This window comes from Leptospira langatensis, from assembly GCF_004770615.1.
Lineage (GTDB): Bacteria > Spirochaetota > Leptospiria > Leptospirales > Leptospiraceae > Leptospira_B > Leptospira_B langatensis.
In genome coordinates, this window is record NZ_RQER01000011.1 from 126,774 (window position 1) to 152,251 (window position 25,478).

Here is a 25,478-nt window from a genome sequence, read left to right on the forward strand (position 1 = left end):
AACATAAGAAAAACCAGAAAAGCAAAACCAGTCAAGGATTTTGTCAGCGTATATTGTCCAAGGAATCCAGAGAATAAGAGGACTTTATCTTCTCATCCAGAGCCTTGAGTTCCGATTTATCGAAGACTGCTAATTTATTTCCAGAGAACCGGAAGACCAAAAAATTCTCCTTATTCTCGGAAATGGCTGCTTTTAGGCCTTCCACAGAGTCTACAGTCTTGTCGTTGACCGATTCCAGGATCAGATCTTGGAATTCCTGGTAAGCCTTATTCTTCTCATCCGGAAAGGTCCTAGAGAGAAGAACGATCCGATTCTTTTCCGGGTGCATTTTGCGAGAAAAACTTTCCGCTAAGTATACTAACTTGCGATCGCTCGAAGATTTGTATTTGTCTCCGTATTCTTTCAAATAGGTCCTAGTTAGTTCCGTAAACAAGAGACCTCCTGAGATCAAATACTTAGGAGCGACTCGATCCGAGCTTTCCGGAATGAGGAAAGCATCCTCGTTATAAGGCTTAAGCGCGTAACGGATCTCTCGTTTTCTTCCGTCCCGATAGAGGGTCAACTCCACGGTATCTCCCGAATTTATATAACTCCCATGCTTGGTGAGAAGAAGATCATATAAGACCTGTTTATGTTTGGAAGCCACGGGAGTTCCGTTCACAGAGATGATCGCATCTCCCGGAAACAGATTATGCATTGGACCGATGCCAGGTAAAACTTCCGAAACGACTGCGCCTATCGCACCCTTCGGAAAATAATAATCCTCTTCTGCGGGAGTCAGGGACGCTTCTGCAAAAAAACCTGGATGAGGGAAGGGGGATTGAGAAGAGAATCTGCTCTGGGAAAATCGTCTGAGAAGTTCCGCTCCACCGTTCCAACTTCCATCTGTGAAACCGCAAACCTTCTTGCCGGCATACAGAAAACTCCTAGATCCATCCGTGTTCTCTTTCTTAGCAAGCTTAGAGAGAGGAAGAATCGATTTAGAAGATTCTAAACTAGCCCATTCTAAATTTGGAAAGTAAGCAGAGCAACCGGGACTCGTGCGAGGTTTTTCTTCCAAGACTGCCAATGGAAAAATGCGTTTTGTTCTTCCAATATCTTCAGGAAGGATCAGGATCCCAAGACCGGTATCCAGATCCACCTTTTGGAAATAGGCCTTTCTTCCCGCAGAATCGTCCGGATGGATCTCTGCGAAAAGAGGGACCTCGCCTGGTTTTAAAAGCGCGACCGCAGTTCTTTCGTCCACTCGAATGGCAGGGATCTTTCTTTGGAACGGCACGCCCTTCTGGAAAGGATTATGATGGGAATATTTCCTGAAATGGACAAGCACTCCGAATTCGGGCTCTCCTTTGGCTTCTAAGTTGGAAAGGCAAAGGTGAGAGAATAAAACAAGAAGAAGGAGCCGTTTCATTTGGATGCCTCCTGATACTCGTCGGACTTGATATCGAATCTTTTTCGAACCCTTGCGTCTATGATCTTGATCGTCTTAGTATCCAATATCAAAGGAAGTCCGACCCCTCTGAATTTTAAAACTAAGGTGCCGCCCGAATATCTTTTCCAGAGTTCCTTGAAGTCCTCGATATTCTGAGGGGTTTTCCCATTAATGGATTCTAATATTTTAAAACGATAATTCATGTATTTTGAATTAAGAGGATCGGGAAAGATCGTAGTCAGGATCAGATCCCGTTCCGTAAATTTGAACAGATCGTCCTGGATAAAATAACTGTAATGGTATCTAAGAGAGGTTTCCACTCTTTGGCTTTCCTTTCCGAAAAGAGCCCGATTCACAGGTTGAAAGAGTAGCCCGGCCCCCAAGAAATTCCGCACCTGTCTGTCCCTGTACAGTTCCAAGGAATCGGTTCGTTTGAGTTCGGCTTGTGTCTTAAAATTCTTTCCGTTCCTATAAAAATACAGAGTGAGTTTTTGGCCTACGAAACCTGGTTCGATCAGATCCACCACGGTCCTTCCTGTAAATTCCAGGAGGCCTCCCTCATTGTTCAAGTACGCATCGTCGATCTTATAGAGAAAGTCGTCCGTTTGCAAAACGTCGGAGAAGGAAGAATTCGGATACACCTTATTTACCAGGATCCCTTGCAATCCATCCGGGATCTTTAGGAACTGCTTAATCGCCTCGGACGTCCCATTCTGAAAGGTAAATCCAACAAAGGGAAATCCGTCGTACTTCCCGTCCTGTATATCCTTTAGAAAATGTTGAACTACTTCGGGAGGGATGAGATATGCCGTACTTCCTTGCACCTGGCTCACTTCGAAGATGATCCCGGCAACCTTGCCGTTTTGCAAGGCTGGGCCGCCAGAATAACCGGGAAGGATATTTGCGCCAACTCGGATCACTTTACGATAATCTAATCCAGTAAATGAATATCGAATACGTTCGATCCGATTCACCAAACCATTTTCGAGAGTAAGGTTCTCTCCACCTTCCGGATAGCCAAGCATAAGCAAATTACTTCCGAGAGAAGGGGAATCGTCCGCAATATCCAAGGGTTCCACACCCGCAAAGAACTCATCATCGTCCACGGAGATCAGTGCCAGATCGCAATCGAAACCTAAAAATTCTACCTTAGCATTATAATACTTACTGCTATTGAAATGCTTTACTTTCAGATATTTGGATTCGGAGATCACATGAGCGTTTGTTAGGATCTTATTCCCAGCGATGATAAAACCGGAGCCTACATCCCTAGAAAGATCTTGGTCTCCGAATTCCAATGGATCGGTAGGATCGGGATAGATATCGCTTCGAACGATGACGACACTTCCGAGTAAGCTTTTCAGATCCGGATTCGGAGAGCCTTGCGAAAAACTAGGGTTCGATCCAAGGATCAGGACTAAAAGAAAAAGACGAAGAAGTCTAGATCTATTCATGGAATAACTCCCCGTCCGACCAAACGATCTTATCCTTTTCGATGGACTGTAATTTTAATTTAGCGAGAAACCTGGCGCCTTGTTCCAGACTTTCCAAAGGCTTATCGTCTACTTGCACATTTCCGCCGGCATCCGCCTTGATCCGGATCCAAGAATAGGGAGAACTAGGAATGCAACTGGCTTGGAAGGAAAAATACAAAACCTTATCCCAATAGAAGTCGGCATCCTTTCCCAAATACAATAAAGGACAAGAAGAATCGAAGAAGATCTCCTTGCCGACGGGAGCAGGACGAGAAGCAGGATGCCTAGCGATGCTTAAGAAATATTGAAGACCAAAATTTTCGGTAGAAGCCTTATCGTTGATCTTGGATCTTTTATCCTTATTGCTTTCGGAAAATTTTCCGGTGGCAAGACGAAGGGTATCGGAAGAAAAACCCAATTGCCAGTACACCATCTTACCCGTTTTCACGGGACCTCTTACATGAAAGGAAGAGATCTTGTTCGGATACAATATCTTATCCTTCCCCGCAAAAAAGAATCCGGGCATTTTTTTGTCCGTGCAATCCAAGGAAAAATACTGAGAACCTTCCAGATCGGGTAAGGACCTAAATTTGCAATCGCCTGTTTGTACCACAGGATGGGTTTGGAACCACTGCTTTAAGGGTCTTGCATCCTTTTCTTGAGAATATTTCTTCCAGCCACTGACGAAATCAGGATCATTTAAATCGCCAAGAGAAGAATCTTGAGAAACAGTTTCCTTCTCCTCCGCTTCCGGATGAAAAAACGGAAAGGAAATGAGAGAAACTGCGGCAAGAAGCCAAAGAATTAAAGGATAACGATACACAAGGCGACTCGGTCCGAAAGATTTAAGGATCGGGAAAAACATTCTATATTAGTATCGGTTTTCCAAAAACTGGATTTTACAGATCCAGGACTAGAAGAGGAATTTATGTGGATTCTTTCTCATTATGTCTCGAATTCGCGAGAACACGAAAAAAAAGTTAAACTCTGAAACGGTAGTCTGGAATATGGTTAAAACTAAGAGTAAAAATATATAACGGTAGCTTATCTTGTCTCACTGGAGTTTTCTTAAAACAGACCTGAACGACCAACAGGACTTATACGTCGATTGTCGTTCGCAAGCGCAGTATCAGGAGTCCACCCTAAAGGGCGCTTACTATTTCCCATTCGTAAAGAAGGCGTTTGCCTCCGATCCCGATTCTTTCAAGAAATTATTAGGACCGATCGAAGAGATCCTATCTCTTGCAAAGAAAGAGAACAAGTCCAGGATCATCGTCTTTGACGAAGGAATGGGAATGTTCGCAGCCAGGCTCACTCTTCTTTTGAGAGCAGCGGGTTTCCAGAATACATTTATCCTAGGCCAACGTTGGCCTGTTGAGAATTCTAAGGAGAAGGGAAGCAGGGAACTGGATATAGGTCCTTCTGCAAAGGTCAGAAAATTGGAAGGGGTCATAGACAAGGCTTTCTTGGAAAAGAACCTGACCAGACTTCAGATCTTCGATACTCGTACTCCTGAAGAATACGACGGCAAACTTCCTCGCCTAACCGCTCCTGAACCGGGAAGTCTCTGTGGACGTTTGCCTGGAGCATTTCTCTGGGATTGGAGAATGCTGTATGACGCGAACGGAGAACTAGTAGATAAGACTTTCTTTAATAAGAAGTTAAGAGGCTTTCCGTTCATGCCGGAAAGGACCACTGTTATTTACGATTATAACGGAGCTCGTTCTTCTCTCCTCGCTCTAATGCTCAAAGAAGTAGGATATAACGATGTGAATGTATACGTCGGTTCCTGGTTCGAGTGGAGAAAATCCAATTTGCCTAAGCAAGCTGTCAGCATTTACGGACAGACCGGTGCAGGAGCTTCCGCCCCTAGAGTCGGTGGCCTGGACAGAAAGGGTTAAAAACTAGAAGACACCACAAGACATTCTGAAAGGATCTCATACAATCTTTCTTAGGAATTTGTATGAGATCCCTTATCGCACTGCTACTTTTCTTTTCCTTCTTTCTTTCCTGTCAGTCTAGATTCCAAAAGATCGCACCTATCTCAATTCCTCCTAAGGAATTCGATCTGGGAAAGGGGATCAAAGCGATCCTAGTACCTTCTGAACTATCGTTCATTACATCGAAAGGAAAACTGTTAGAGTTCGATCTGAAAGAACCTTTCCTCTCTGCAGCAAAAGGAGAGCAGATCGTTGGATATCGCAAGGCAACATTCAAGATCAAGGACCGGATCCAGTATTTTTGCAACGAGCAGAGCCTCGAAAATATAAGCTTAGAATCCGGTTCCTTGCTCATCCAAGGGAAGTTAAGCGGGGAAGGTTGCGAGACCAAATACTCTATTCGTTTTACGGCGAAAGAAAATTCTAATCTAGAGTGGAAGGTAGAGATCTCGCATCCGGATCTGAATCGGAGCTATATTCGATTCAAGTCGGACGAGGAAGAAGCCATCTACGGATTAGGAGAACAATTCTCTCATCTGAATTTAAAAGGAAAGAAGCCATTCTTGTTTTCGGAAGAACAAGGAGTGGGAAGAGGAGACCAACCCATCACCTGGGGAGCCGAGCTGTTAGAAGGAGCAGGTGGAAACGAATACAGCACGTATACACCTATCCCTTTCTTTTTCACCTCTAAGAACAGAGGGTTCCATTTCGAGCATAGCGCTTATTCCGTTTTTGATTTTGAAGAAGATCCGGAGATCAGGATCGAGATCCGAGAAAAAGGATTTACCGTAAATTCTTGGAAGGCGGAGAACCCAAAAGAGATCCTGAGATTGTACACACAAAAAACGGGAAGGTTCCCACTTCTCCCGGATTGGGCCTACGGCACTTGGCTTGGGATCCAAGGAGGAAAGGAGATCGTTCTCCAAAGGATAGAAGAGGCAAGGAAGGCTGGAAATCCGATCACTGCACTTTGGATCCAGGATTGGGTAGGGCAGAGAAAAACATCCTTTGGTTCACAGCTTTGGTGGAAATGGTTTCCGGACGAAACGAGATATCCTGAATGGACGAAATTCGTGAAGGACCTGAATTCCCAAGGGATCAAGGTTTTAGGCTATATCAATCCGATGCTTGCCACGGAAGGACCATTATATGAAGAGGCGGTCCAAAAGAATTATTTAGTAAAGAATAAAGAAGGAAAAGATTATATAGTCCAAACAGCGGGATTTCCGGCAGGGCTATTGGATCTAAGTAATCCCAAGACCCGCATTTGGATCAAGACTGTGATCCAAGAAAATCTGATCGGGAAGGGACTCAGCGGTTGGATGGCGGATTTCGGAGAATGGCTTCCTACGGATGCAGTGTTATTTTCCGGAGAATCCGCTGAGCTCTATCATAACCGATATCCAGTAGAATGGGCAAGACTGAACCGAGAAGCAATCCAAGAGGCACGCAAAGAAGGGGAGATCGTATTCTTTACGAGGGCCGGTTTTAGTAATTCTAATCGGTATTCCACTTTGTTCTGGGCGGGAGATCAAATGGTAAGTTGGGGAAAAAATGACGGGATTGCCTCTTCTCTCGTTGGGATCTTGAGCGGAGGTCTTTCCGGATTGAGCTTAAATCATAGCGATATAGGCGGATACACTACGATCCCTAGCCCGATCAAAGACTATTTCAGATCCAAGGAATTATTCCTGCGTTGGGCGGAGTTGAACGTATTCTCTCCCGTCTTTAGGACTCATGAAGGGAATCGTCCTCTTCAAAACCACCAACCGTATTCCGATCAAAAGACCATTCGCGAATTCGCTCGGTATGGGAAAATGCATATCGCATTAAAGGAATATATGAAATTTCTAAACAAGGAAGCAAGCGAAGTGGGACTTCCTATCCTTAGGCCTCTCGTATTATCCTATCCGAATGATCCGAATACAAGGGACTTGCAAAACGAGTTCCTAGTAGGAGAGGACTTACTTGTACTTCCCGTATTGGAAAAAGGAGAAGATTCTGTAAAAGGATATCTTCCCGAAGGAGAATGGGAACATGTATGGACAGGGACTTCTTACAAGGGAGGAACCTGGATCGAAGTGGACTCTCCTCTTGGATCACCGGCGGTTTTCCTGCGTAAGAAGGGAGACTGGTATGAAAGACTGAAGTCTGCCTTGCTTCCTTTAAAAAGGATCCCTAGATCTTCCGAGCCGGAATCTTCTCCGCTTAAGAAAAAAGAGAACCCTTCTAAGAAGATGATCCTATTTTCAGTAGGTTGATTTCCATTTCCTTCGAGTGGATTCGAGGGTCTAAGGAATAAAAGGAAGCAAACTTGGAAGAAGAACGGAATTCCATCCTATTGTTTGACGGGGTCTGCAATTTATGCAACGGAACAGTGAATCTTCTCCTGGATCTGGATAAAAAGAGGGTTCTGAAATATGCGAGCCTTCAATCTGAATTTGCAAAAAATCTAATTTTAGAACACCATTTAGAAGAAGAGACTAGAGGTGTAGATAGCATTCTGTTCTGGGACGGTACAAGGATCCACAGTAAGTCGGAGGCAGTCTTGAAAATCGCCTCTCGCTTGGGGGGAATTTGGAAGATTTCCCTACTCGGAACCCTTCTTCCGAAATGGATCCGCAATCAGATCTATGATCTGATCGCAAAGAACCGATATCGATGGTTTGGAAAGAGGGAGGCCTGCAGAATGCCCACTCCGGAGTTGAGGGACAGGATCTTAGGCTAGGATTGTAGGATCTCCTGCTCAGGGAAATGCTGAAGAAACGAGTTGTTTTAAACGACCAGCGGATTCTAAGGCCCATTCTTCCGGAAAAGGAGCATTTTTGGCTTAAAATGTCTCACTTAAAGGACTCCGTTTATGTCCATCATCCTTACAAATTGCCAAGCGAAGGCGACGAAATCGCTCCGGTTTTTCCGAAAACTTTTCTGAAACTGGGAATTTTTCTCTCTATAGATTGAATTGGTAGATGAAAAATTATAAAATACTCCGAAAAATGCTATAATTAGATATTATTGGAAGATAATTCCATATTTTCGTAGTATATCGTGGTAAATCGTTTATTTCCGCTTATTCCCTCAGATTAGAGTGGTGAAAAATCCTTGTCCCAAGATTATGGACAAGGAGGATAGGTTGAACTTTCGGAAATTAACTGCCGATCTTAAAAACAGTAAATTTGTTTTGAGAGCTTTTTTTGCGGCGCAAAAAGGAAAGAACCAAATGAAAAAGAAAACGATTCTATCCATAGTGGGCGCTTCCGCTCTTATCTTTATTTCTTGGAAGACCTTCGCAAATACATATATTGAAGAAGTTAAGGTGGATAACCAGTTTATCCAGACCTATCAATCCAGAGAAGGCATCTGGATCGTTCCCGGAAAAGTAAAAGAATCCTTAGAAGATCTATATCATAAATTCGGAACTTCCGAAAGAGAGGTCCGTATATTGAACGGGATCTATGACGGAAGCAAGATCCCGAACTCAGATCCTGTATTCTTCCCTTATAACAGCAATTATACAAGAAATCTTCTCTTAGAGGACAAGGGTCGCGAGATCTTTAACTCCGATTCCAGAGAATTGATCTGGCCTTTGAGCTTTAAATATTCCAGAGTAACTTCTCGTTTGGGAAGAAGATGGAATGCACTGCATGCAGGAGTGGATATTGCCTGCCCGAACGGCTCCATTGTGATCGCTGCTGCAGATGGAGTAGTAGTCGATTCGAAAAGAGACGGGGGTTACGGACTTAGAGTTGTGGTCCAACATCCTCAGATCAATGGGATCCAGACATTATATGCTCATAATTCACTTCTATTCGTGAAGCAAGGTGATAAGATCAAGAAGGGGCAGGTTCTTGCTCTTTCCGGGAATACGGGACATACGACTGGTCCTCATGTTCATTTCGAAGTCAGATACCAGAACGTGGTCCTGAATCCGGAGCATTATCTTCCTCCTTTCCTCGCTGACAAAGAAGCGCAAGTCGCGATCGCGAAAGAAACCATCCAACAATAATCCCTTGTTGCAATCTTCCGACTGGAAACCTGAGATCTTTTCTTTTTTAGAAGGGATCTTGGTCCAAGGCAAACCTATAAGTGCCGTATTCGATTTTGATAATACTCTAGTCCAAGGAGATTTCGGAGAAGCTGTCTTTTGCGATCTTCTCCTGAAAGGTCTTCCATGGATCCAGGACATTTCTCCCTTCTTTCCGGAATCTTCTATCGCTGAGAAGATGAATATTCTCCGTAAGACGGATCCTTCTTCCTTTATGGAGGAGGTCTGGAAATATTATGAGGCAAAGATAGAGACCCAAGGATTGGAAGCCGCTTATCGTTGGTCTACTTGGATCTTTTCCGGAAGATCTTCCGAAGAATTAAGAGAGACCGCTCGTCTTGTTTGGCAGGCTCATCAGAAGGAACTCCTAAAAGAAGTGGTGAGACCTTATCTGCCTCTGTTTGAATTCATCAAAAAACTTAGGGAGTTCGGTTCAGAACTTTGGATCGCTACCGCTTCTCCAAAAGAAGTGATCCAAGAGGTCTCCGAACTTTGGGGGATCCCAAGGCAAAATGTCTTAGGAATGAGGCTGATCGAGAAGAATGGGATCCTAAGTTCCGATCTCCAGGAACCATTTACCTATGGAATGGGGAAGGTGCATTTCCTTCGCCTCGCAAATGGGAATAAGGAATACGATATTGCTTTTGGGGACACGGAAAACGATTTTCCTCTCTTGCAGAATGTGAAGCAGAAGGGGATCTTTTTTGATCGTGGGAAGAATAAGATCCCACCTGTAGGAAGTTTCATCCAGCCGATCGGAGGCTGGAAGACGATCGAGATCCCTCTTTAGTTGAACGAGGGCGGCCCTTGCCCAATCGAGCGACCCATAGGGAGCGAGATTCCCGTAGGGTTCGAATCGAATCAGGTAAGGTGCATCCCGTTTCAAGGAAGGCGGCCCCCACCCTCATCGGGTGGTGGAGGTGGGTCCTCAGTGGGAGAAGCTCGGGCCTCTATATCACAAAAATCTCATTTCCTCAACCAGAAAATTCATCGAACTTTTTTCTGTGGGAACTCTTACCTTGCCTTCAAATAGTCCGGCATTTCGGGTAACGTATTTTCCGTCCAAACCCAATCTCCTACGAGAGAAACGATCGGTGCCTTCTCTCCTTTTAGGATCTTAAGCAATGCATTCTTTAGATCTTTAGGCTCCGTGATCCGGTAAGGCACATTCGGAAAATTCTTTTTGAAGCTGGAGTTCTCTCTATCTTGTATATAATCTATAAAGAAGTCCCCGAATTTCTTTCCGGAAGCCTTCTGTTCCTCCATGAGTTTTTGTAGATCTGCATTCGTGGAAGTTTTTGCGAGCCTTTGCAGAATAAGAGTGATTCCTCTTACGCTCTGGCTAAAGAATGTTCCGGCGCGGATGATCTTGCGGGAATCCGGTCTTTGCAAGGCCCATTCTTCCATTTTCTTTTTGATGAACGCGAGCGAACCGTAAAACGTCAGTAGATGGGGAAGATAATAATAGGCTGAGTATCCCACTGTGATCCGGGGAGAGAGAGCCTTTTCCAATTCCAACATCGGATCCAGGCAAAACTTTGCCGTAGCGACTATATCCTCGTCGGGCGTTTCGGAGACCGGGTAGCCTAAATTCCCTCTGGCAGGAGTATAGATTAGAACATCGATTGGACCTTTGGTTTTTAATGCTTTTTGAATATTCTCGATCGCTAATTTAGGATCTTCCAGCTTTACGGAATGGATGGTTTCGTCTGCTCCGGCAACTTCTCCCTCTCCGGAAGTAGTTGCGATGATCTTCCATTTTTTTCCGCTTTCTTTACCGAAATCTTGAAAGGCTTCTATAGCACTTTGTCCTGCCGCTCCGGACCCGCCTACGATCAATGCGATGGATTCGCTCATTTTTTTCTCCTGGAGAGGGATCCAGAATACTCATTCAGGGAATCTCAGGCCAGAAAAAAAGCGTAAGTAGGGTTCGAAATCTTTAGGAGGTTCGGATACGATTCGGATTTCTTCTCCGAACTCGTTTTTGAATTTTAGAAGATAGGAATGCAATAGAAAACGGTTTGGCTTTGGAACTAACTCCTTCTTCTCCTGTTTGTTTTCTCCGTAGGTCTCATCTCCTAGGATAGGAGTTCCTTCCATGGAAAGATGAAATCGGATCTGGTGCCTTCTTCCTGTAACGAGCTTAGCGGCGAGTATAGAAATCCCTTTTTCCGGATTGGAAGAAAGGACCGTAAAATCGGTGATAGCCTTTTTTCCACCGGAACGAACGGAACTCACTCTTCCCTTGCCGTCTTTTAAGAAGCATTCCACTCTGAATTCTTTTCGAGAAGGAACTCCTTTCGCAATACAGAGATACGTCTTCTCCGAATCGGCAAGGATCGCATCCGCTTCCTTATTCTTGGCCGGGTCGATGCATGCGAGCAAGAGTCCGCTCGTATCCCGATCCAATCTATGGAGAAGACGAAGATTCGGTCGCTTCTCCTGGATCCGAAGTAGATCTTCCAGATTGGGCCGGTTTGGATCGAAGGTTGCTTGGGAGGGAATCCCCGGAGGCTTTTCTACTACGAGTAGGAACCCCTTCTCATAATGCTTTTGGATCGGAGACTTAGGAGTTTCCCAGCGAGGAGGAATCTGGCTCATTGTATCCTCAAGGAAAAGAGCGCACAACTCTCATCCATCTTCTGAAATTCTTGAAATTGGATTGACACTTCTTCCGTTATATTGGATGAATCAGGTATGAAACAGGCAGATGCCGAAGAGCTGGACGGAAAGGAACTCATCTCCAGCGAACATATAACAGAAGTCGTCAAAGAAAACCTAAAATTAATTCGCCATACTAAAGGACTCTCTTTGGACAAACTGGCTTCCCGCTGTGGAGTGAGCCGGGCCATGCTTTCTCAGATCGAGCAGGGCAAGAGTGTTCCTACAATTGCGGTCCTGTGGAAGATCGCAACGGGTCTGAACGTTCCTTTCAGCGAGCTTCTCAAGGAAAAAGGGACCGAAGGAGTTTTTCTTCTTAAAGCGGAGAATACGAAGGTATTATATTCCAGTTCCAAAGTATATTCGAGCCGAGCTCTCTTTCCTTTCATCGGAGGAAGAAGAGTAGAATTCTACGAACTGATCCTAAAGCCGGGTGGTATAGAAGTTGCCGAGCCTCACAAGGCAGGAACTACTGAGAACCTAGTAGTGGTCCAAGGTAAATTACGCCTCAGAGTAGGGGACAAGGTGGTAGAACTGGATGCAAAGGATTCTGTTTATTTCAGAGCGGATGTTCCCCACGAATACATCAACCCTACGGATACAGAGACTCTCATGTATCTTGTCATGGAATATACGGACGAGGCTTCCTAAGCTTTCCGTATTCCTTATCTTCTTTTTATCATCGATCCATTTCGGACTCGGAGCGGAGACCCAGGTTCCCGCCTCCGGCTACTTCGGAGTGGATCGATACGAAGAACAGATTTCCTGCCATCCGGAGGACTGCTTTCGTTTTTCCTTGGATGAACTGAACTCCAAGGGAGGCAAGTCCGAGATCAAGAGGCTCATGCAAGAAGGGGCCGGCAAGGTTCTTGTAGATACTTCCGGCAAATCCTTAAAACTTTCAGACGACGAACTCGAGGATCTTCGGGATTTTCTATTAGAAATTTCTAAAAGAGATGGAAGGGTAGCGATCGAAAAACTGCATATTGCTGTTAGAGATCTTTTCCCTCCTGATGTACCTGTTCTAAAGGATGTAGGCTTTGTGGGTTGGTCTGTATTCAAGAGGATCTACCGGGGCATCTATTTCAGACGCAGCGGCGATTATAACGCGAAGGTTTTGTATCATCCAGGCAATGGAAATATCCAGCTCATCTTCTTCGTGCATAAAAGGTACGGAGATATTTGTGAGACCGTTTTTTCTTCCTGCAATGAGATAGAATATTTGGACGAGGATACGTTCGATCTTCAATTATCCACTGCGATTAAGGAATCTAAGGAGAAGAAGATCCCGGTACGAGTGAATTTCAAACAGGTAGAGGCGAATCTTCCCGACAAAAGCCTAGAATGGGATAATATTAAGAATATTGGACGTTCCGCTCGGATCTATAAATGGTTAGCCGTTCCCAAAGAAACGGAAATGAAGCCTCTTTCTCGGGCTCGGATCCTGCCGGTGCAGATCGCGTTGAGTGTGATCGACTATTCCTTATCCGTTTATGATTGGGTGAATCAGATCGTAATGTATAAACCGGCTAAGGATACGAAGGCAGAAGTCTTATATACGCAGAGATTAACGGAAGATGGGACTCCAGGAACTCGCACACTTCATTCCGTAGTATTTATCCCAAAAGAAGAGAAATAACCTCGCTTCTTTTGGAAGCGAGGTTGGGCAGGATCTTATAGGAAGAAGATCCCTGTGAGAAGTAAGAAGGTAGGGATCAGCAATAGGAAGGAATATACAACGTACCCTCCGAAGCTTGGCATCTTGATCTTATTCTCTTCAGCGACCGATTTCACCATGAAGTTAGGTGCATTTCCGATATAAGTCAAGGCTCCCATAAACACCGCTCCGCAGGAGATCGCCTTTAATAATTGCTCTCCGAATGGATCTGCCAGGATCTGGGTTACATCAGAAAATCCTAATAAACCCTTTGCCAAAGACAAGAAGGTCAAGTAGGTAGGAGCATTATCCAATACTCCTGAGAATCCACCGGTTACCCAGAAGAATTGCCATTTTTGAGTGATCCCCAATTCTTTTCCGTGATGTTCCAGAAGTAGAAGTGCAGGGATCATTGTAAGGAAGATACCTATGAATAGATACGCAACCTCTTGGATCGGATGCAGAGTGAATTTGTTCTTTTCTCTCAGTTTTATGTCGGAAGTAACCTTAGACAAAGCGATGAGTCCGATGAGAACCGCCTCGCGAATGAACGCTAAGAAGGGATACTCCTTGATCGCAGGGATATAGTTTTGGTTCAAGAATGCCACAGAAAGAATGACTCCTAAAAGCCAGATCAGGTTGATCTGTCCTTCCAAACCTAGAGCCTGTCTATGGCTATGATCATAGCGCAGGTCCTTTTTGGTTTCTTTTCCGTGCATTACTGTGTCCCAGATAAAATAGATCACAAGAAGCAATCCGGAAGCGATAAGCATTTCAGGTAGGAGGCTAAAAGTCCAAGTGAAAGGAACCCCTTGTAGATACCCTAAGAAAAGAGGAGGATCACCGAGTGGGGTCAAGGAACCGCCTATATTAGAAACCAAGAATATAAAGAAGATCACCGTGTGGACCACGTGTTTTCTTTCGGAGTTGGTCTTTAATAAAGGACGGATGAGAAGCATCGAGGCCCCTGTCGTTCCGATAAAGGAAGCGAGGAAGGTTCCGACGATCAAGAAGATCGTATTATTGATAGGAGTAGCTTCGATATCCCCCTTTAGAACGATCCCTCCGGAAATATAGAAGAGAGCGGCGAGCAAGATGATAAACGGAATATAATCGAATACCATCGTATGGAAGATCTTTCCTCCCCAGTTATGGGCCATCAGGATCCCGAAGGAAACTCCGCCTAGCGCCAATGCTAGAAGAAGCTTGTTATTATTGCTCTCCCACCATTCTGCAGTAGTATGAGAAACCAAAGGAAGAAGCGCAATGCTGAGCAGGATCAGAGCGAATGGGATCACCGACCAAACTGGGAGATCGTCTCCTTGGACTCCGTGAGCAGACTCTCCGGCTCCGGAGTGGTCGCTTCCGTGTCCGGATCCACTTTCTGACTGTGCTAGGGAATTTGCAGAGGGAGAGGTCCCCGATTCCGCCCAAACGGAAACGGAAAGGACCATGGAGAGAAGGAGTATTGTAGTAAAAAATTTGTTTCTCATCATTCTCGGTCTTTTGCGAAGATTTTTCGTCAGGTTATAGACCTTCGAATAGGTTTCAAAGGAAAAACCCTAGTTTTCGGGGATTTTTAAACTTCTTTTTTTGGATTGCAGAAATCCTTCCCTCATCTAGGATCTCATTAGGAAATCGCCTCCACTAGAGTTTTTGCTTTATATTCGGAGGGTCCGGACCGTCAGATATTTAGAGGCATAAAACTCGTACGACCCAATATGGCTGTTTTAGGTAATCAAAAGCATTCTTGTTTAACTCCGGATGAGATAGAGAATCGTCTGAAATCTGTTTCTATCCAGCCTACCATGCAAAGGATTTCCATTTGCCAGTACGTTCTCTGCGAAGCGGATCATCCTACGGCCGAAGAGGTCAAGGAATGGGTAGATAGCCGCTCCTTGAAGATGAGCCTAGCTACCGTATACAATACACTGAACGTTCTTGTATCTGCGGGGCTTTTAAGAGAGTTCAAATTCTCTTGCTTGGGCAAATCCGTTTTTGATAGCAATATAGAAGATCATTACCATTTCTTCGATGAACAGACAGGAAAGTTCCACGATCTGGACCATTCCTTGCTTACCATAGACTCTAAGCTTCCTAAGGAGTTTAAAGTGAATAAGATGGATATCCTATTCTCCGGTACCTTGGACGAAGTCTCTTCCGAGCTAGTCTAATCAGATATTGATCGCTTCGCCTAATGCCTGTGCTGCGGCTTCCATTACGGATTCCGCAAGCGTTGGGTGAGCATGTATCCTTCCTGCGATCTCTTTTAAGGTAAGTTCCGATCCCATTCCCAGATTGATCTCTCCAAGTATTTCGGTCACATTCGGTCCGATCATATGAGCGCCTAGGATCTCTCCTGTCTTACGATCTGCGACTAACTTGACCATTCCTTCCACTTCTCCCAGTGCTTGCGCTCTACCATTGGCCCTAAACGGGAATTTTCCGATGGAGACATCTATGCCGGCTTTCTTAGCTTCTTCTTCTTTCAGACCAACGGAGGCTACTTCGGGATGACAGTACGTGCAAGCAGGGATCTTTTGATAGTCCATGGGTTCGTATACGAGAGAGTGAGGATTCCCTTTTTGGATGGAGATCGCTTCTGCTGCCTTGATCCCTTCCGAAGAAGCCACATGAGCGAGTAGGGGAGCGCCAATACAGTCCCCGATCGCGTAGATATTCTCTACCTTGCTCTTGAATTTGGTATCAACCTTTACGAATCCTCTTTGTAGGAACACACCTATCTCTTCTAAATGCATATCTTCGGTATTCGGAGCAACTCCGATCGCCACGAGCACCTTGGAGAATTTTCTTTTCTCTCCTTCTTTTGCAATTCCTTCTCCTTTGAGAAGAAGAGTGACCCCATCCGATTCCGATTTTGGTTCGGAGACTCCCACGCTTGTAAGTATCTGGATTCCTCTTTTTATGAAAGAGCGATTGAGTAGATTGGATATTTCAGGATCTTCTAATGGAAGGATGCGATCTTGCATTTCAATAATGCTCACTTCGGTTCCCATGCTGGAATAGAAGTCCGCGAATTCTATACCGATCGCTCCGGCACCTATGATTGCGAGCGTCTTGGGAGGAGCCTCTTGGATCATTGCGTGTTTGCTAGAGAGAACCTTTTCCCCGTCGAACGGAAGTCCGGGAAGATCCCTCGGTCTTGCTCCCGTTGCGATGATGAAATATTCGGATTGGATCTCTTCTTTGGAAGTATCCGGAAGCCAGATCGTATTCTTGTCTTTGAAGACGGCGCTTCCTTTCTTCACGGAGATCTTATTCTTCTTCATGAGGAAGTCGACTCCGTTGGACATAGTATCCGCAACTCCTCTAGAACGTTTTACGATCCCTGGAAAGTCCGGATCTACTCCGGATACTTTTAGGCCGAAGGTTTCGGATTTACGAATGGATTCTAAGAGGTGAGCGGATTCGAGAAGAGCTTTGGTGGGAATACAACCCCAGTTCAAGCAGACCCCGCCTAGTTTTTCTTTTTCAACTAGACAAACGTTCAATCCGAGTTGAGAGGCTCGGATTGCGGCCACATATCCACCGGGGCCTCCGCCAATTACGGTCACGTCGTACTTCTCTGCCATCTACTTCCTCCGGATGGCAATTCTGCATTCTAGTTTGGAACCTGGGAAGAAATTTTCAGAAATCGAAAGAAATCAGGAGCTTTTCTTTTTTAGGACGACGATCATTCTTCCGGCATTGCTCTTGAATTTGATCTCGCTGTAATTGGAGTATACGTGTAGGATCTCCATCCTATGCTTTGCGATCATTCTCTGGAATTCCGCGAGAAAATAGGCTCTCATCAGATGCTTGTCCTTGATCTCTCTGGAATTCATATTATAAATATAATTTACTTCTACGACTGTGGATTGATCCGCTCTGACTAGACGAAATCCCCTGTTTCTCTGAATAGTGGCAACCTTGGTCTTGAGCTGAGAGACCGGGCCGATCGCCTTTCTTTTGATCCTACGAAGAGGTTCTGCGTTCCAAACTTCCAAGACGGCAATGCCCGCAGGTTTTAAATTCTGCTCCAGATTCTTAAGAGCCGCTTCCACTTCTTCATTGGATAATAGATAATTAAAAGAACCGAATAGACTGATGATTGCGTCCCATTTTTCCTTGGACTTATAGTTCTGCATTGCTCCGACTTCGAACTTGCAATGAGAATATCTCTTCTGCGCCACCTCTATCATTCTGGAAGAAGAGTCCACTCCTTTGGATTTATATCCCAATCCTTGGAAATGGGTCACATGTTCTCCCGTTCCACAGCCCATATCCAAAATATTGCGAACCCTATGTTTGCGAAATAAGCGATCTATGAACTGGGTTTCCAATTCGAATTTTCTCGCATTCTTTTCTATATCGAAGTAGTATTCTGCCAGTTCGGAGTAGAGTTTCATAGAAAAATCGTTTGAGCTAAGTGCTTAAAAGCCCGTTACATATAGTAACGGAACGGAGTCCTTTAAAATGCAATTTTTCGCCGCTTTTTTTCCCAGTATCGGTCATTTTCCCTTCGGCTCCGCTTCCTTTTCCGTTTGGATAGACGGAGAAGTTTTGGCTCTAGGTGGGATCTCTTTTACTCTTCTGTCTCTTTTCGGTTATGTGGTCCACACTCAGATCGATAGAAAAGAAGAAGCAGCATCAGAAGAAGAGGCTGTAGGATCTCCTTCTTCTGATACCGAGCAAGAAGAAGGGATTCACTCCGAACCAAAAGATCAGTCTCAAGTTGAAGTAAGGAATGTACAATTACGGGAGAAGGACGAACACGCCCTAGTCGGATCCTCTTTCGATCCTCTTGCAAGTTCTCCACAAATGAGAACATATGAAGAAGCCCAGGACTTTCTCTGCCATAGATTCTATTTTCCGATCGGCGGGAAGACCTATGAAGCCATCAAAACCTTTTTGGATTCTATTCCTTCTTCTCCGAAGGAAACCTGGGAAGTCTTATTGTACAATACCAGATCCAAACTAGAAACGGTTGCGAGTAAAACGGGAAGCATTCTAGTATTCCCTTCCGAAACGAGAGAAGGATCCGAGATCCTTCCCGGGACCGTGCTTTGGAAATTGGAATGGGAATCCTCTCCTTTGGGAGAAGTGAGACTGATCTCGAACGAAGCTTCTTCCTTAGGAAGCTCGGAGATGGGCTTGCGGCTGGATAAACTGATAGAGCAGCTGATACTTGCAGGAGAGTCTCAGGACGAAGAGACAGGATGGGGATCGTACTCCTTCTTCTCCCAAAATCTGGAAGAAGAAAGATCAGAAGGAGAAGATCCAAAGATACTTGTATTATTGGAATTCGGATCCGTCGGAAATCTTGTAATGGATCTCAAAAGTTTCGGACGTTGGTGGACAAGCAGAATGGAAGGTCGTTCTCCTTTGTCTAGGATCCGCAAAAATCGAGTGGCAGCAATCCTTGCTCCCGGCGATTGGATGAGATTTCAGGAATCCCTTTCCGGCCTTATGGAATTCTTAGGTCCGGATAGGGTCGAATTGAATGTGGGAGCTTCTATCAGGATCCGAAAGGGAGACTCCGAATGGGAATCCCGGGCTAAAAAAGCATTACATTCTTCTAAAGAAGAAGGACCGAATCGTTTCGTATGTCTTTAAATATAGATCCTCTTCTCGACGAAAAATTCATTCTCACGATCTCTCAGATCTTTCCGGAGTTCTTGGAGAAAAACTTGGGAGTGCAGGCCGTGCGAGAGGCGTTCGGTCCTTCCAAGAACGAGGGGCTTTGCTATGAGAATTGTACCTCCGTTTCTTTCGAGGGAGAGGCGACCGGAAAACTTTTTTTAGCGATGGACGGATATACTAAGCTCAAACTCCTTCCTAAGATCGCTCGTTCCTTTCATATAGATCCTACCATTCGAAGCCACGCAGCTTCCATTATGCTGGAGTTCGCAAACCAGATCTGTGCGGAACTGATTACCGAAATGAAATTGGGAAGATTCCAAATGGATATTCTTCCTCCCGAAAATCTGAACAATAAATTGGTTCCGGTCGATCTGGAGCATCATAGACAGTACATTCTTATCTATTTTTTAAAGGACCAAGACGCAAAAGAGTATCTGGGTCGCATCTATCTCATTCTTCTGATGCAAAAATATTAATATAAAAAGCTGGAAAAAAGAAGGGGAAAAGAGAGACTCGTTTGCGCTCCTGATGTTAGGCTACGTAGTACAAGGCTTTCCCTTTCTTCTCAAATACGCCGATATGATCTCTTCCCCTCCTTCGGAGGTCCTGGAAGAAGAGGTATCTCTTACCGGTTTTCCCAAGTTCCGTCTCAAGATCTTTCCTGCGGCTCCGAACTCGCCTTCTGTATACCTGCAACACGGGATGAGTGCGAGAGGGATCGACGATCCTAGGATACTTACCCTCGCCACTCATTTGAGAAACAGCGGATTGCAGGTGTTCCTTCCTGAACTTCCGGAAGTGAAAGGACTCAGGATCGCCTCCGAGACCGTGGGAAATATTCGAGCGTTGTTCGATTTCTTTTCCAAAAGAGAAGGAAGGTCTATTTCCTTTCTCTCGGCAAGTTTCTCCGCCGGAATGGGAATGGTGGCTCTGGCTGGAAAGAAACAACAGGAGTTCTTGGATTCGGTCCTTCTTGTAGGAACATATTCCGATTTTAGCCAAACGCTTCCCTTTATTCTTTCGAACTACGATCTGGATCCATATGCGGTCCATATTGTTCTCTACAATTATATCTCTAAGATCCGTCCGGAGCTAAAAAGTTTAGAAGAATTCTATTATCAGACTGCGTTAGACAATGGGCTGCAAAGAACTGGTCCTTCTGAAAAGGGGCCCGAGGTATTTCAAACATTAGGAAAAGCGGAGAAGGAATTTGCCGCTTCTATTCGGTCGGATGCTTCCTTTCGGGAAAGTTTAGCGAGTTCTATTCTTAAGGTCCTACCCAAGGATTTTATCCGAGAGAATTCCCCCTGCAATTTCTTGGAAGATTGGAAGGCTCCCATCTCCCTACTGCATGGTTTCGACGATCCGGTGATCTCTCCGACAGAATCGGAATCCCTCTATGAGGCGTTAGGCAGGAGATCCTACATAGATTCCATCTTTTTGAAGTCCAGGTTGATCACCCATGGGGACCATTTGCCCTTCTATACGCAACTAGGGGAGATCCCGAAGCTAGCGGCTGTTTGGGGGTTTTTTCTAAAAAAAACCGGACTCTAATATTCTTTACGTTATATTTTTAGGAAATATTCCGTCCTTAGATATAGGCCTCCTTTGTCTTTTTTTGGCCCATAGGCCCTTGTATAATTGGAACAAGAGGATATAGTGAGGACAGGTATTGAAAACGCGAAAAAGGAATAACCAGCCAATTCAAATTATTATTTCCTAAGAGCTAAAGCTTTTAGGAAAGGGATGTGCTCCAAACAAAAAAATGCGGAGAAATCCAAAGTCTGAATTGTTGGCCTGGTAGTATGGTTGTGAGTACAGAACAGACCCCGGGTGTGTCAGATCAGGAAACAAGTTGGGACAGCGTATTCGGTCTCAAGATAAGCATGGACGGCTTATCTGCGGACTTGACGATCCGTCCCGGCATGATCAAGGGACGTGCTCTCTCTACTAGTGTTATTCTAGAATACCTTCATAACAAGGATATTTCCCAAGAGAGGATTATTGGGGACAATATCTACCAAAGCCTCAAGCAACTCCAGACATCCACTTCGAAAATGGATTTTTCGCCGGTTTCCGCACGCGTGGCCGAAGGTTTTCCTCCTACAAGAGGCGAAGACGGTTGGGTCAAGTTCTATCATCCTCAAGCACAACGGGTCAAGATAGATGAGAATGGGCACGCGGATTATAGGAATATTGATCGTTATATCTATGTAAAAGCAGGAGAAAAGCTCTCCACTCTTTTCGAAGGCATCCCTGGCAAACCTGGTATGGATGTTTTCGGAAAACCGATCGCTCCTCCGCCGATCAAAAGACCAAAAATTACGATCGGAAAGAACGTACAGGAAAAAGGCCTGGTTTTAGATAACAAACCTCTTATCGAGTATTTCGCAACCTGCAACGGTGCCATCTTCTCCACGGAAACTTCTATCACTGTCTCCCAAGAATTGCAGATCGATTCCAATGTTGGGATCGGTACTGGGAATATTAACTATGACGGAAACGTTTTAGTAAAAGGAGACGTGGAACCTGCTACTTCCATTAAGACCCAGGGAAGCCTGATCGTTAAAGGAAATGTAGAGACTTCGGATCTTACGATCGGAAGAGACTTAGAAGTCACCGGAGGGATCAAAGGGGACTCTAAAACGGCCATTAAGATCAGCGGACACCTTTACGCAAAATTCATCGAAAACGCAGAGTTGGAAGTCGATGGGGACGTGGTCGTTGAGGGATTTATCCTGAATTCCAAGATCCATTGCTTGGGCAATGTGATCCTGAACGGGTCCAGCGGGAACTTAGTCTCTTCGAGCGTGATCGCTTATATGGGGCTGACCTGCGCAAGCCTCGGCTCTCAGGCAGAGCTAGATACTGTGGTTGAGCTAGGATTTCATTTTAGGAATGAAAGAGCCTTCGAGGATCTGACCAAGCGTCTGCAAGTTGCCGAAAAGGAAATGGAAAAGATCCTTCCTAGAGTGCAACAGATCAAACAAATGGTGCAAAGATCCAGGGGGCAGATCCCTGACGATAAGAAAGAAGGCTATAGAAAGATCTTCGAAGAATACAACCAGAAGAATAAGTTCATCGAACTGGTGAAACAAAAGATTGAAGTCCTCAAGTCTTCTCGCTTCAATCCTGGAGAAGTGCAACTAGTTGTTCGTAAAGGTGCCTTCAAAGGAAGCGTAGTCAAGTATAGAAGACAGATTGAGAAGGTAGATAAATTCCAGTCTGCCTTCATGATGAGATTCCAACCCGGCCAGGATAAGGCAGCCATGGTTGCCATCAAACCCCAGAAATAGTTTAGCCGAATATCTTGGCTATATCTTGCGGTTTGACGATCCCTTTCTCCGTGATGAAAGCGGTGATCAAACTCGCAGGGGTCACATCAAAGGAAGGATTCAGAGCCTTTACACCTTTTGGTGCGATCACTCCTTCTTCTAAGATAGGTTGACCGTCTTCTTTTTTTAAGAAGTTCAATCGGGTGACCTCGTCCTGGGTCCTCATCTCTATCGGAATATGGGAACCGCTCGGGATCTTGAAATCGAAACTCTTTTCGGTTGCGGCGATATAGAAGGGGACTCCATGATATTTTGCTAAAACCGCCAGAGGATAAGTCCCTATCTTGTTCGCAGAATCCCCGTTAGCTGCCACACGGTCCACACCCACGATGACCGCATCTATTTTCTCGGAGGCCATGACCCAACCGGCCATGCTATCCGTGATCAGAAAACTGGGGATCTCTTCCTCTAACAGTTCCCAAGCGGTAAGTCTCGCACCTTGCAGATAAGGACGAGTTTCATCCGCATATACGGTTAGATCATGCCCCACTTCTTTCAAGGAACGGATCACACCAAGAGCGGTCCCATGTCCTGCGGTAGCTAAAGCACCCGTATTGCAATGAGTGATGATCCTTAATTTGGAAGGAGAAGAAGGAAATAAACTCACACCGTTCTTTCCCAGATTCAGATTATTTCGAAGATCTTCTTCGTAGACGGAGATCGCGAAGGCTTCCGCTTCTTCTTGGAATGTTTTCCAAGAAAGAGAATCGTATGTATCGGCCGGAATTTTCTGGCTCAGTTCCTCGAAGGCTCTTCTTAGATTCACTGCTGTTGGACGGGACTCGATGATCTTAGTGAATACGTTTTGCAATTCCGCATAACTAGGTTTCGATGGGAATTTTCCGAATTCCAAGACCGCTCCGAAAAGACCTGTGATCGCGATTGCGGGAGCGCCTCTCACCACCATTTCTCGGATGGCAAAGATCGCATCCTCCGCATTCTTTGCGACAAACCATTCCTTCTTGCCTGGGATCTGCCTCTGGTCCAAGAGCCTTAAATTTTCTCGTTCCCAGAAAATAGGGCGCAGATTCTCTTTTTTCATTTTTTTTACTCCCTCAGGCTAAAGCAGGCCTATCGATTCTACGATGATTAGAATGTGATTGAAATCATCACCCAACTCCCTGGGGATGAGGACGAACCGGGGCCATTCCCGCCCCGGCTTTGCCTACTTGACTAGGATACCAGTTCCTTTAATCCTTACATAATGGCAAAGAGAAATCCGATCACAGGTCCGAAGCTTTTCGGGTTCTCACTGATCCATCCCTTAAACTTAATCCTACTCTTCAATATTTTCGTCTGGGTCCTTCTTATGTTGGAAGGCGGCAGAGGGATCATCACCTATTACTTTGGCCTGAATCCCAGTCTCGTGGTAGAAAAGGGGATGTACTGGCAGGTATTTACGTACGGCTTTCTTCACGTAGTTGGAGAGGACTTATTTTCTTCTCTCATGCATATAGGGATGAATATGTTCGGTCTTTACACGGTGGGATTCTGGGTCTGTCGGTATATAGGTGCTTGGAAATTCCTGGGCATCTATCTACTCTCCCAACTAGGAGGAGGGATCTTCGTAGTCCTTTTTTCTTATATAGGCTGGAAGAGCGGGCTTGTTCCGGAACACTCTATTTGGGACAGTTATCATTCTTCCACAGTGGGAGCGAGCGGCGGTGTCTTTGGGGTCCTGGCTGCGTTCAGTATCTTATTCCCGGAGGCAAGATTTGCATTCCCTCCAGTGAGAGCTAAATACGCTCCTTGGCTTTTGATCGGAATCGGGTTCGCATTCGATTCCTATTCCCTTCTTCAATTCTATAAGACAGGGGGAACATCCCAAAGTATTTTCGGGATGATGAGTAATTCCGGACACTTGGGCGGGGCAGTATTTGGTCTAGTCAGTCTACTCGGCCTCAGAAAGATCTGGGGAGAAGGAAAATCTCCTCTCTTCGTCCGACGCTGGGAAGAGAAAGAAATTTCAGAAGAGCCTAAGCCCCAGCAGAAGACAGGAGATCCTTTCGAAGCACAGATACGGAACAATAGGGAATTATTGAGCAAGCTATACGGGATCTCCGATGCTCGGGAGAAGGAGAACATTTTGGCTCCCCTACAATCTAAGGACGCGAACCTATGTCCTCCATCGGATTATAATCCTGAGGATATGTTTTGTTTGCGCTGCGAATGGCTTCAGAACTGCGAACTCAGAAAATTAAAGCAAAGCCATCCGGAACTTTGAAAGTATTTCCGTCTTTGGGACGTCTATCTTCTATATAACAACAATAGAACGGAAATTTCTGGACATAAATTTTATGCGTCCTTAGAATAGGTTTCGTTCGGAACTTCGGACTTAATTCCTTTGGGGAACTCGGTAACATTGGCAGAGAAAAAGAAAACGGTTCTTCCCGACGTACTAATGCGGGAAAAACTACTCAAAGTTGCACTAGACGAGAAGGCAAAAGCGGCACGGGTTATAGGATCGGAAAAGAAAGATACGGATCCTAAGAAGGACGACGGACCAGGCAGCAAGATCTACAAAGCGATCGATGAGGCTCTGGTCGATTTACGGTATTATTTTTTAGAAGGCGAGTATAGAGACAAGGTCGCCGAATTATTCAATAGGAATGAAGGTCAGTTCGATAGATTGGGGATCACTCCCAGGAGATTCTTGGATTTTGCCAGAGAATCCTTCGATCGCTTCAAACAACTCCAGAAAAAGATGCCTTTGGAACCGATGAACAAGAAGGGTTGGGACTATCTAGAAAGAAGTTTGCTCGAGCTTATTGGTAAACTGAACGAGAAGTTCCATAAATAGCTGACGGCTCTGCAGCTTTCGTCGCTATATGCGGGTTACAGACAATTCGTACTCAATTCCATTAAGCCACCAGGAATTCCCAGGATTTTGCCTTGTAACGGCTTATAGTCGTTTATAAAATAAGCTTCTCTAAAATCGCAGGCCGATAGGATAAAACCGGTCCAAGCATCGAAGTTCTCCCCGCTTCTCGGGCAGAGAGAAAGATTTATCAGATGAAGGCAGGAGTCTAAGGATTTCGTCCAAACAAACATTCCTTTATTGTAATCCATAGCATCCCCGCTACAGGCTCCGATACCTGGTGCACCTGCGGTCGTGGCATACTGATTCCCTTGAGCGGTGCATATCGCGAATTTGATCATGAAAGAATTGATAACTTTTCGATAAGCATCGTTTGCTCGAGTAACGTCGCTTGTGTCTATCCCGACGTCCCTACAATAGGAGCAGATCAAAAAAACGAGAATAAGAACTTTTGGGAGCATGATAAGTTATA

At 45.1% G+C, this 25,478-nt stretch carries 23 protein-coding genes and 1 pseudogene; 14 read left to right on the forward strand and 10 right to left on the reverse strand.

Annotation, left to right across the window (positions count from 1 at the left end; translation table 11 throughout):
• Window positions 1–43: 43 nt before the first annotated feature.
• From EHO57_RS16695 to EHO57_RS16705, 3 genes are read right to left on the reverse strand one after another with little or no spacing between them, the layout of a single operon-like run.
• Window positions 44–1,411 carry a PDZ domain-containing protein gene (locus tag EHO57_RS16695; RefSeq protein WP_135641977.1) on the reverse strand — a complete coding sequence of 456 codons (1,368 nt, stop codon included), beginning with the start codon at window positions 1,409–1,411 and terminating at the stop codon, window positions 44–46.
• The gene (locus EHO57_RS16700) at window positions 1,408–2,886 is read right to left on the reverse strand and encodes a S1C family serine protease (RefSeq protein ID WP_135641979.1); all 1,479 of its coding nucleotides are present in this window, start codon (window positions 2,884–2,886) and stop codon (window positions 1,408–1,410) included. Before EHO57_RS16700 ends, EHO57_RS16695 begins: the two co-directional genes overlap by 4 nt.
• Window positions 2,879–3,772 carry an LIC11113 family protein gene (locus EHO57_RS16705; protein ID WP_135641981.1) on the reverse strand — a complete coding sequence of 298 codons (894 nt, stop codon included), beginning with the start codon at window positions 3,770–3,772 and terminating at the stop codon, window positions 2,879–2,881. Before EHO57_RS16705 ends, EHO57_RS16700 begins: the two co-directional genes overlap by 8 nt.
• A gap of 184 nt (window positions 3,773–3,956) precedes the next feature.
• Here EHO57_RS16705 and EHO57_RS16710 point away from each other — a divergent pair, with 184 nt between their 5' ends.
• From EHO57_RS16710 to EHO57_RS16730, 5 genes and pseudogenes are all read left to right on the forward strand, one after another.
• Window positions 3,957–4,808, forward strand: a complete 852-nt coding sequence (locus tag EHO57_RS16710) for a sulfurtransferase (RefSeq protein WP_135641983.1) — start codon at window positions 3,957–3,959, stop codon at window positions 4,806–4,808.
• 62 nt (window positions 4,809–4,870) lie between these two features.
• A pseudogene (locus EHO57_RS16715) lies at window positions 4,871–7,021 on the forward strand (alpha-glucosidase); the annotation flags it as partial.
• Window positions 7,022–7,161: 140 nt separating this feature from the next.
• Entirely contained in the window at window positions 7,162–7,575 is a 414-nt protein-coding gene (locus EHO57_RS16720) for a thiol-disulfide oxidoreductase DCC family protein (RefSeq protein ID WP_135641987.1), read from the forward strand.
• 492 nt (window positions 7,576–8,067) lie between these two features.
• Window positions 8,068–8,853 carry a M23 family metallopeptidase gene (locus EHO57_RS16725; protein WP_246050762.1) on the forward strand — a complete coding sequence of 262 codons (786 nt, stop codon included), beginning with the start codon at window positions 8,068–8,070 and terminating at the stop codon, window positions 8,851–8,853.
• 4 nt (window positions 8,854–8,857) lie between these two features.
• Window positions 8,858–9,682, forward strand: coding sequence for an HAD family hydrolase (locus EHO57_RS16730; protein WP_135641991.1), 825 nt, complete (start codon window positions 8,858–8,860; stop codon window positions 9,680–9,682).
• Between the two features lie 224 nt (window positions 9,683–9,906).
• Here EHO57_RS16730 and EHO57_RS16735 read toward each other — a convergent pair whose 3' ends face one another.
• A complete protein-coding gene (locus EHO57_RS16735) occupies window positions 9,907–10,749 on the reverse strand; it encodes an SDR family oxidoreductase (protein ID WP_135641993.1) in 843 nt (280 codons plus the stop codon).
• A 30-nt stretch (window positions 10,750–10,779) separates the two neighbouring features.
• The gene (locus EHO57_RS16740; protein WP_135641995.1) at window positions 10,780–11,493 is read right to left on the reverse strand and encodes an RluA family pseudouridine synthase; all 714 of its coding nucleotides are present in this window, start codon (window positions 11,491–11,493) and stop codon (window positions 10,780–10,782) included.
• A 96-nt stretch (window positions 11,494–11,589) separates the two neighbouring features.
• Between EHO57_RS16740 and EHO57_RS16745 the strand changes: the two genes are divergently transcribed.
• The gene (locus tag EHO57_RS16745) at window positions 11,590–12,204 is read left to right on the forward strand and encodes a helix-turn-helix domain-containing protein (RefSeq protein WP_016544611.1); all 615 of its coding nucleotides are present in this window, start codon (window positions 11,590–11,592) and stop codon (window positions 12,202–12,204) included.
• A complete protein-coding gene (locus tag EHO57_RS16750) occupies window positions 12,185–13,192 on the forward strand; it encodes a hypothetical protein (RefSeq protein ID WP_425460801.1) in 1,008 nt (335 codons plus the stop codon). The genes EHO57_RS16745 and EHO57_RS16750 overlap by 20 nt, the downstream gene beginning before the upstream one ends.
• Window positions 13,193–13,227: 35 nt before the next feature.
• On the opposite strand, the gene EHO57_RS16755 is transcribed toward EHO57_RS16750, so the two are convergent.
• Window positions 13,228–14,703 carry a sodium:proton antiporter gene (locus tag EHO57_RS16755; protein ID WP_135643232.1) on the reverse strand — a complete coding sequence of 492 codons (1,476 nt, stop codon included), beginning with the start codon at window positions 14,701–14,703 and terminating at the stop codon, window positions 13,228–13,230.
• A gap of 228 nt (window positions 14,704–14,931) precedes the next feature.
• On the opposite strand from EHO57_RS16755, the gene perRB reads away from it, so the two are divergent.
• Window positions 14,932–15,384 carry a peroxide-responsive transcriptional repressor PerRB gene (gene perRB, locus EHO57_RS16760; RefSeq protein WP_135641997.1) on the forward strand — a complete coding sequence of 151 codons (453 nt, stop codon included), beginning with the start codon at window positions 14,932–14,934 and terminating at the stop codon, window positions 15,382–15,384.
• Here the strand turns inward: perRB and lpdA are convergent, their stop codons facing one another.
• The gene (gene lpdA, locus EHO57_RS16765; RefSeq protein WP_135641999.1) at window positions 15,385–16,803 is read right to left on the reverse strand and encodes a dihydrolipoyl dehydrogenase; all 1,419 of its coding nucleotides are present in this window, start codon (window positions 16,801–16,803) and stop codon (window positions 15,385–15,387) included.
• Between the two features lie 72 nt (window positions 16,804–16,875).
• Window positions 16,876–17,619 carry a class I SAM-dependent DNA methyltransferase gene (locus EHO57_RS16770; protein ID WP_135642001.1) on the reverse strand — a complete coding sequence of 248 codons (744 nt, stop codon included), beginning with the start codon at window positions 17,617–17,619 and terminating at the stop codon, window positions 16,876–16,878.
• A gap of 67 nt (window positions 17,620–17,686) precedes the next feature.
• On the opposite strand from EHO57_RS16770, the gene EHO57_RS16775 reads away from it, so the two are divergent.
• From EHO57_RS16775 to EHO57_RS16790, 4 genes are all read left to right on the forward strand, one after another.
• Complete coding sequence (locus EHO57_RS16775; protein ID WP_135642003.1) at window positions 17,687–18,826, forward strand: hypothetical protein; 1,140 nt, start codon at window positions 17,687–17,689, stop codon at window positions 18,824–18,826.
• The gene (locus EHO57_RS16780) at window positions 18,817–19,329 is read left to right on the forward strand and encodes a chemotaxis protein CheX (protein WP_135642005.1); all 513 of its coding nucleotides are present in this window, start codon (window positions 18,817–18,819) and stop codon (window positions 19,327–19,329) included. The genes EHO57_RS16775 and EHO57_RS16780 overlap by 10 nt, the downstream gene beginning before the upstream one ends.
• 52 nt (window positions 19,330–19,381) lie before the next feature.
• The gene (locus tag EHO57_RS16785; RefSeq protein ID WP_135642007.1) at window positions 19,382–20,407 is read left to right on the forward strand and encodes an alpha/beta hydrolase family protein; all 1,026 of its coding nucleotides are present in this window, start codon (window positions 19,382–19,384) and stop codon (window positions 20,405–20,407) included.
• 251 nt (window positions 20,408–20,658) lie between these two features.
• Window positions 20,659–22,149: a DUF342 domain-containing protein gene (locus EHO57_RS16790; RefSeq protein WP_135643254.1), complete on the forward strand. Its 1,491-nt coding sequence runs from the start codon at window positions 20,659–20,661 to the stop codon at window positions 22,147–22,149.
• A gap of 1 nt (window position 22,150) precedes the next feature.
• Here EHO57_RS16790 and mtnA read toward each other — a convergent pair whose 3' ends face one another.
• On the reverse strand, window positions 22,151–23,230 hold the full coding sequence (gene mtnA, locus EHO57_RS16795; protein WP_135642009.1) for an S-methyl-5-thioribose-1-phosphate isomerase: 1,080 nt from the start codon (window positions 23,228–23,230) through the stop codon (window positions 22,151–22,153).
• A 162-nt stretch (window positions 23,231–23,392) separates the two neighbouring features.
• Between mtnA and EHO57_RS16800 the strand changes: the two genes are divergently transcribed.
• Complete coding sequence (locus EHO57_RS16800) at window positions 23,393–24,412, forward strand: rhomboid family intramembrane serine protease (RefSeq protein ID WP_135642011.1); 1,020 nt, start codon at window positions 23,393–23,395, stop codon at window positions 24,410–24,412.
• A 138-nt stretch (window positions 24,413–24,550) separates the two neighbouring features.
• On the forward strand, window positions 24,551–24,988 hold the full coding sequence (locus EHO57_RS16805) for an LIC11177 family protein (protein ID WP_135642013.1): 438 nt from the start codon (window positions 24,551–24,553) through the stop codon (window positions 24,986–24,988).
• A 35-nt stretch (window positions 24,989–25,023) separates the two neighbouring features.
• Here EHO57_RS16805 and EHO57_RS16810 read toward each other — a convergent pair whose 3' ends face one another.
• Window positions 25,024–25,467, reverse strand: a complete 444-nt coding sequence (locus tag EHO57_RS16810) for a hypothetical protein (protein ID WP_135642015.1) — start codon at window positions 25,465–25,467, stop codon at window positions 25,024–25,026.
• Window positions 25,468–25,478: the final 11 nt, after the last annotated feature.

Bases quoted from the DNA above. Each gene is read 5' to 3' on its own strand.
- perRB (WP_135641997.1), top strand. From the start codon at position 14,932: ATGGCTGTTTTAGGTAATCAAAAGCATTCTTGTTTAACTCCGGATGAG.
- EHO57_RS16785 (WP_135642007.1), top strand. From the start codon at position 19,382: ATGTTAGGCTACGTAGTACAAGGCTTTCCCTTTCTTCTCAAATACGCC.
- EHO57_RS16780 (WP_135642005.1), top strand. From the start codon at position 18,817: ATGTCTTTAAATATAGATCCTCTTCTCGACGAAAAATTCATTCTCACG.
- EHO57_RS16700 (WP_135641979.1), bottom strand. From the start codon at position 2,886: ATGAATAGATCTAGACTTCTTCGTCTTTTTCTTTTAGTCCTGATCCTT.
- EHO57_RS16695 (WP_135641977.1), bottom strand. From the start codon at position 1,411: ATGAAACGGCTCCTTCTTCTTGTTTTATTCTCTCACCTTTGCCTTTCC.
- EHO57_RS16775 (WP_135642003.1), top strand. From the start codon at position 17,687: ATGCAATTTTTCGCCGCTTTTTTTCCCAGTATCGGTCATTTTCCCTTC.
- EHO57_RS16770 (WP_135642001.1), bottom strand. From the start codon at position 17,619: ATGAAACTCTACTCCGAACTGGCAGAATACTACTTCGATATAGAAAAG.
- EHO57_RS16705 (WP_135641981.1), bottom strand. From the start codon at position 3,772: ATGTTTTTCCCGATCCTTAAATCTTTCGGACCGAGTCGCCTTGTGTAT.
- EHO57_RS16755 (WP_135643232.1), bottom strand. From the start codon at position 14,703: ATGAGAAACAAATTTTTTACTACAATACTCCTTCTCTCCATGGTCCTT.
- EHO57_RS16725 (WP_246050762.1), top strand. From the start codon at position 8,068: ATGAAAAAGAAAACGATTCTATCCATAGTGGGCGCTTCCGCTCTTATC.
- EHO57_RS16800 (WP_135642011.1), top strand. From the start codon at position 23,393: ATGGCAAAGAGAAATCCGATCACAGGTCCGAAGCTTTTCGGGTTCTCA.
- EHO57_RS16735 (WP_135641993.1), bottom strand. From the start codon at position 10,749: ATGAGCGAATCCATCGCATTGATCGTAGGCGGGTCCGGAGCGGCAGGA.
- EHO57_RS16790 (WP_135643254.1), top strand. From the start codon at position 20,659: ATGGTTGTGAGTACAGAACAGACCCCGGGTGTGTCAGATCAGGAAACA.
- EHO57_RS16810 (WP_135642015.1), bottom strand. From the start codon at position 25,467: ATGCTCCCAAAAGTTCTTATTCTCGTTTTTTTGATCTGCTCCTATTGT.
- EHO57_RS16745 (WP_016544611.1), top strand. From the start codon at position 11,590: ATGAAACAGGCAGATGCCGAAGAGCTGGACGGAAAGGAACTCATCTCC.
- lpdA (WP_135641999.1), bottom strand. From the start codon at position 16,803: ATGGCAGAGAAGTACGACGTGACCGTAATTGGCGGAGGCCCCGGTGGA.
- mtnA (WP_135642009.1), bottom strand. From the start codon at position 23,230: ATGAAAAAAGAGAATCTGCGCCCTATTTTCTGGGAACGAGAAAATTTA.
- EHO57_RS16740 (WP_135641995.1), bottom strand. From the start codon at position 11,493: ATGAGCCAGATTCCTCCTCGCTGGGAAACTCCTAAGTCTCCGATCCAA.